Consider the following 6348-nt stretch of genomic DNA (forward strand, 5'->3'; position numbering starts at 1 on the left):
AGAACTACCTTGCCAACTCAGGCTACGCGTTCGACTAAACCTGAAATGCTCTAACCCCCGTTACCACGTTGCTTCCCCGAATAATTGAGGTCACCTGAAGTAAACGATCGATAATAGTATCAATTTGGCCCAATGTACGTCAGCGAACATCTCATAATTATGGTATTCGTTCAGGAACAGCTTGGAACTCTGCCCACTAAAAAAAGCTTAACGTAGCCTTGATTGGGGCTCCTTTTCATGGAGACCCGAAAGGTTGTCGCAAGTGGTCCATCTCTCTCCCCTGAAAGTCTCATCTCTCGAATCTGCTGCCGGCATAAGCTCGCGGGCCGACGCATCGCCGCGCTTGTCGCTGGCGACGCTGCGAGACCTGCCGCGTACGGTACGCCGTCCAGGCTTCGACGTGGCCGCACTCCGTCCCGGGATCCTGCATCTTGGCTGCGGGGCCTTTCATCGTGCCCACCAGGCCGTCTTTACCCAGCGGGCCATCGAAGCCAAACCGGGCGCCATTCCGCCCGCATGGGGCATCATCTCCGCAAGCCTGCAGCGGCCCACCATGCGGGATGCCCTGCAGCCGCAGGATGGCCTCTACACCTTGCTTGAGCGTGGCCTGCACGGCGCCGGCGCTACAGTGATTGGCACCCTCAGCGAGGTCGTCTTCGCGCAAGAGAACCCGGCTGCCCTCTTGGCCCGTTTCACCGACCCGGCGATCCGCCTCGTGACGCTGACGGTGACTTCCTCGGGCTACTGCCTGGACCCGGCTACCGAGCGGCTCGCCGTTCACCATCCTGATATTCAGAAGGATCTGCACGGACCTCTGCCCTGCAGTGCGCTGGGTGTTCTCGTGGCTGGACTGGCGAAAATCCACAAGGCGGGCCGGCGCCCTCCTGTCGTGTTGTCCTGCGACAACCTGCATGGGAATGGCCGGATCCTGCGCCAGGCCGCGATCGATTATGCGGCGCTGTTCGATGACGAGCTCGCTGGCTGGATTGCCAGTTCGGTGCAGTTCCCGTGCTCGATGGTGGACCGCATCACGCCGGCGACGACCGAGGCCGATATGGGCGATGCTGCGGCGGCGCTTGGCATGTTCGATGCTGCGCCGGTCTGCGCCGAGCCATTCCGTCAATGGGTCATCGAGGATTTCGCCGGTCCGCGTCCCGCCTGGGAGGCAGCCGGTGCGGAGTTCGTGCCGGACGTGGCGCCTTGGGAAGCCTCCAAGTTGCGGCTGCTCAACGGCACGCATATGGCAATCGCCTATCTCGGGTCGCTGGCCGGGATGCAGGTCGTCGCAGAGTTTGTGGAGGATCCAGTCTTCGCCGCCTACGCCCTGCGCTTCATGCTGGCGGAGCAACAGCCGACGCTGCCGCCGAGCAGACACGACATCAACGCCTATGCCCATCAGCTTATGCAGCGCTGGCGCAATCCCAGCATCGCACATCAACTCAGCCGGGTTGGCCGCAATGGCTCGGAGAAGCTGCAACCACGCCTACTCGCCTCGTTGCAGGAGAACCTGGAGGCCGGCCGTCCAGCACCCTGTACGCTGCTCGCCGTTGCGGCCTGGATCTGCTGCGCATCGGGATGTGTCGGCCACGGTCATGCCGCGGAAACTGAGGATCCGCTGATTGGGCGCATGCAGGCGTTGGGTGCCGCTGCGGGGGGTGACGCAGAGCGCCTCACTGCCTCGGTGTTGGCGATGGAAGACGTGTTCGGGCGCGACCTGCCGCGGCTTGAAGCGTTCCGGGTCGGCCTGACGCAGGCGGTTGGCAATCTGCAGCGCATGGGGCCCCATGCCACTGTCAAGGCTTTGTTGGCCGCTCCCAAACAGGGTGGCAGGTGAGAATACAAATGACCTCCCAGGATACGGATACAGCTCACGTGGAAGCGTTACGCATCAAGGCCGTGCTCTTCGACATGGATGGCCTGCTGATGGACACCGAGAGCCTGGCTATGCGGGGCCTGGAGCAGGCCGCGATCGAAATGGGTATCTCGGCGCCGGAGAGCTTCCGCTACGCGATGATCGGTGTTCCGGCCGACCGTTGCCGTGTTCTCGTGCAGGAACGCTTCGGTCCGGGCTTTCCTGCCGAAGACTACCTGGCAGCGGCGAGCCGACACATGGATGCCATGATCGAGGCCGGTGCGCTGCGGCTGAAACCGGGCGTGCGCTGCCTTCTCTCGCATCTCGAGGAGTTGGAAATGCCGAAGGCAGTTGCGACATCCTCGAGCCGGGTCAAGGCGGAACATCATCTTCGTAGCACTGGCATCTTGGGCCGGTTTGACGCGATCGTGACCCGTGATGATGTCGCTCGCGGCAAGCCGCATCCAGATCTGTTCATGCAGGCAGCTCAAAAGCTCGGCATGCGGGCGGAACACTGCCTGGCGCTCGAGGATTCCTACAACGGCGTGCGCGCAGCCTATGCGGCCGGCGCGACCGTGATCATGGTGCCGGACCTGCTGCCGCCAACCAATGAGATGCGGGAGAGATGTGCCCTGATCGCCACCGACCTGCATGCGGTGCGACCACTTATTTTCTCGCCGCCACCTTGGACATGAACTGCGCCGGCTATGGCCGGCAAGGCTGAGGGAACAGGGGTTATGGGTAGAAATTTGGTTCTGGCGCGTGTCGGACGTAACTCACTGCATCGCTGCTGGGTCGATCCCGGAAAGCCACGCGACTGGGATCTCTATCTTTGTCCGTTCCAAGAGCTGCTGCCACAAACAGATATTGACTGCATTACGGGAAATGTCATCCCCGGCCCCAAATGGACGGGCTTGCGGCAGCTGCTGAACGATTGGGATGGTTGGCGGCAATACGATTTCATCTGGCTGCCCGATGACGACATCCTCGCTAGCCAAGATACGATCAGCGCCATGTTCAATGCGGCACGGGCGCTGCGCTTCCAGCTCTTCGCGCCGGGCTTGCACGAAGCATCCCACTACGCGCACTACGCCACCATGCGAAACCGAAGCTTTTTTGCCCGGCGTGTCGGCTTTGTGGAGATCATGGTGCCCGGCTTCAGTGGCGCAACGCTGGAGCGATTGCTTCCGACCCTCGACTTGTCAACGACAGGCTGGGGTTGGGGGCTCGACTCCGTCTGGCCGAAGCTTCTCGACTACCGCGACATTGGCATCATCGACGGTGTCCCGGTCCTTCACACGCGGCCGGTGGGCCAGTTCAGGGATGTGGATCTCGGTCGCCGCGTAAACGAGGAGTCAGACCGCATCCTTGCGAGTCAGCAATGCGGACAGCGCATGGCGACCTTTGCCGGCATCGGCTCGGACCTGCAGGAAAAGCAAATCGGTGCTGACGAACTGCTGGTCGATCTGACCGAGGGCTGGCGCTACCTGCTCCCGCGCGACCCGAAGGTCATGCGCTGGATTGTGGAGCATCAGGCTCCGTCGTTTGAATGGACACCCTACCGCGTCGGGGGCTTCCCAACTTCTCCCAGCTAGGAAACCTGTGTGCTGCGCAATCTCGCGCCTGCTCAGCCTTGTCCAAGTAGCCGTCACCGCGAGGCTATTCCTTCGCCTGGTTCGCACGCCGTCTTGCGACCTCGTGCTGGAAGATGGCATCCAGGATCTCGCTTGGGACGGACCTAGCCGGGCGGGAAGTGATTGCCCGGATGGTGGCGATATCCAGCTTGGGCTCGCGGGCGGCAGTCAACAGGCCATTGGTCTCCTGCTCGGTGTCGGTGAGCTGGGTGTAGCAGAAGCCCGCGATTCCGGTGCTGTCTAGCAAGGTCCCGACTAGCGCCCCATAGAGCACCAGCAGCTCCTGCGCATCATTCGTCGTGGCATAGCCATACCAGTTCTCTCCCTCGCCAGGCTTGATGCTGAGGCCGCCGAACTCGCTGACCACTACTGGCTGCTGCTCGAAGGTTTGGCCGTCGACCAGTAGGCGGTTATGTGCCGGGCGGAGCGCCTCGAAGGTGCGCTGGAGCGCTTCGGCAGAGCCGTAGCGCTCGGTCAGCCTGGCGGGGTCCATGGCGTAGTCGTGCACACCGAAGATGTCACCGATGGCGTTCTGCCAGCCATCGTTGCCGATCACTGGGCGCGTAGAGTCCAGCGTCTTCGTCAGGTGGTACAGCGCCTTCACGTACGCACGCTGGGCCGGATCGTGCTCCAGGTCCGGCACGCCCCAGCTCTCATTCAACGGGACCCAGGTGATGATGCAGGGGTGATTGTAGTCGCGCCGGACCGCGTCTGCCCACTCACGGAACAGCCGTTGGGCGGCTCGTTCGTCGAACTGGAAGGCATTGGCTGCCTCACCCCAGACAAGCACGCCCAGGCGGTCACACCAGTAGAGGAACCGCGGGTCCTCGATCTTCTGGTGGATGCGCACGCCGTTGAAACCGAGCTCCTTGACGAGCTCCACCTCCCGCCGGATGGCCTCGTCGCTTGGCGGCGCCAGATGCGACTGCGGCCAATAGTTCTGGGACAGCACCAAGCGGAGGAACAGTGGCACGCCGTTCAGCAGCAGCCGGCCGTCCACGGCTTCAATTCGGCGTAGGCCGAAGTAGCTTTCGACCCGGTCGAGCACGGAGCCGTCGGCCGCCAACAGCTCAATCGAGGCGTCGATCAGGTGGGGATGGTGGGGCGCCCAGCAAATCGCTTGGACACGGTGCATGCGACGGGGCAAAACGATCTCACGATCCAGTACCGCCCCGTCCAAGTCATAGATGTCGTTCACGAGCGGTCGCCCGCGGAGCGAAAGGCGCAGGCGGAGTTGGGTCGCCTTGGCTGCGCGCCCGCCTACCCGCAGGCGCATTTGGGCGGCGAAGCGGTCCGGATCGGCAGTCCACCGCACCTCTTCGATGAAGGCTTCGCCCAACGGCTCCAGCCAGACCGGCTGCCAGATACCTGTGGTCCGGTGGTACCAGATCTCTGCCGGCTCCGGATCCCAGTACTGCTTCCCGCGCGGCTGGGTCAGATCCAGCGGGTCGTCGTAGGCGCGCACGACGATGACCTGCTCGGTTTCGGGAGAGAGGCAGGCGGTGATATCGAGGGTGAACGGTGTGTGCCCTCCCTCGTGACGCCCGGCGAACTGGCCATTGACCCAGACCTGGGCCTCGTAGTCCACCGCGCCGAAGGTCAGATGCAGCCGAGGCGCTCGCCCGGCTGGCGGGAGTTCGAACACGCGGCGATACCAAACGAGCGGGTGGTAGCCTCGCTCCTGGATGCCGCTCGCTGGGGACTCGGGTGGGAAGGGGACGAGGATCTCCCGATCGAAGGCTTCGGCGCGCCTCGGCCAACCCTCCTGGATGCCACGGTCCTCGTCGTCAAAGGCGAAGCCCCAGGGGCCCCGCAGATCGACCCAACCAGACCGACGAAGCTGGGCCTGAGGGTGCTGGGCCACTGCCCAGTCAACGGTTGCGTCCAACATTCGAATCCTTGGGCGAGTAGGTCATGGAGGGGTCTTGGGCGCAATCAATGTCGGGCTGGCCGGCATGGGCGCGTAGCTGCCGATCTCGTCCGTTAGCCGGTGATGTTCCCTCGCCTCCAACACTGGGCACCTGTGTAGCAGGCATGCAGCCTGCCTTCAGGCCGCGCAACCTTACAGCCGCGCCGGACTGAAGCACATCGCTCCTGTTAAACGCTTACTTGCCACAGGCGGGCCTTATCGCAAGGGACTGACCGCCTCGGTCGGCTTGGGACCTCGTTGCGGTGTCGCCATTGACGGCGGCTTTATAGCCCTCGTCGGGCGGGAAGCGAGCCTACAACGATCGCGGTACGACCGCTAGCAGCGCCACACCGCAGCCGCCGGCTAGCGCCATCACACCCAGCGGCACTGCGTACCACCCGGTCCAGTCCGTCAACAGGGCAAGCGCCGGCGCGGCGACGAGCAGCGCAATGCCGCGCTCGGTAAACAGTACGCCGATGATCCCTCCCACGCCGCGGCGGCCGAAGCGATCGGCCGTCACCGCCGGCAGCAGCGCGACAGAGCCGCCATAGGCCGCGCCGAAGCCGATGGCGAAGGCGATCAGCAGCAGGTGGCCATCGGCCATCGCCCAGAGCGCGGTCAGCCCGACCACCGCGGCGGCGCAGCCGAGGAAAGTGGCCTCCCGGCCGATCTCGTCAGCCGCGGCGAAGGCCGCGCGCCAGCCGCCGAGGGCCGCGGCCGCCCAGGCCGCTGGCGGCACCAGCGCCGTGCCGACGCCGATGCCAGCCGCCGCCATGCCTGAGGCGAGGCCGCGCCAGGCAACGAACCAGCGCTGCACGGCGGCTGTCGCCGGCACGTAGGCGAAGCCGATGCCGAGGCCGATGCCGAGGCCGATGACCAAGCCGTAGCAGAGATAGATCTCTAGAGCGGTTTTCTCTTTGTCTGAATCGCTTGTGACCTCGGTGGCTGTCGGG

The 6348-nt window shown here is 64.1% G+C and carries 4 protein-coding genes and 1 pseudogene; 3 read left to right on the forward strand and 2 right to left on the reverse strand.

Going from position 1 to position 6348, the window contains the following annotated elements:
- Positions 1 to 262: 262 nt before the first annotated feature.
- From AC5JJ6_RS36105 to AC5JJ6_RS36115, 3 genes are read left to right on the forward strand one after another with little or no spacing between them, the layout of a single operon-like run.
- A complete protein-coding gene (locus tag AC5JJ6_RS36105) occupies positions 263 to 1834 on the forward strand; it encodes a mannitol dehydrogenase family protein (protein ID WP_496046666.1) in 1572 nt (523 codons plus the stop codon).
- An 8-nt stretch (positions 1835 to 1842) separates the two neighbouring features.
- Positions 1843 to 2547 (forward strand): HAD family hydrolase, encoded by a 705-nt coding sequence (locus AC5JJ6_RS36110; protein WP_496046663.1) that lies wholly within the window; start codon positions 1843 to 1845, stop codon positions 2545 to 2547.
- Positions 2548 to 2559: 12 nt separating this feature from the next.
- Positions 2560 to 3447: a hypothetical protein gene (locus tag AC5JJ6_RS36115; RefSeq protein ID WP_496046664.1), complete on the forward strand. Its 888-nt coding sequence runs from the start codon at positions 2560 to 2562 to the stop codon at positions 3445 to 3447.
- A gap of 64 nt (positions 3448 to 3511) precedes the next feature.
- On the opposite strand, the gene AC5JJ6_RS36120 is transcribed toward AC5JJ6_RS36115, so the two are convergent.
- On the reverse strand, positions 3512 to 5374 hold the full coding sequence (locus tag AC5JJ6_RS36120) for a glycoside hydrolase family 2 protein (RefSeq protein WP_496046665.1): 1863 nt from the start codon (positions 5372 to 5374) through the stop codon (positions 3512 to 3514).
- A 334-nt stretch (positions 5375 to 5708) separates the two neighbouring features.
- A pseudogene (locus tag AC5JJ6_RS36125) lies at positions 5709 to 6348 on the reverse strand (hypothetical protein); the annotation flags it as partial.

This window comes from Skermanella sp. (genome assembly GCF_059503625.1).

Bases quoted from the DNA above. Each gene is read 5' to 3' on its own strand.
- AC5JJ6_RS36110 (WP_496046663.1), top strand. From the start codon at position 1,843: ATGACCTCCCAGGATACGGATACAGCTCACGTGGAAGCGTTACGCATC.
- AC5JJ6_RS36115 (WP_496046664.1), top strand. From the start codon at position 2,560: ATGGCCGGCAAGGCTGAGGGAACAGGGGTTATGGGTAGAAATTTGGTT.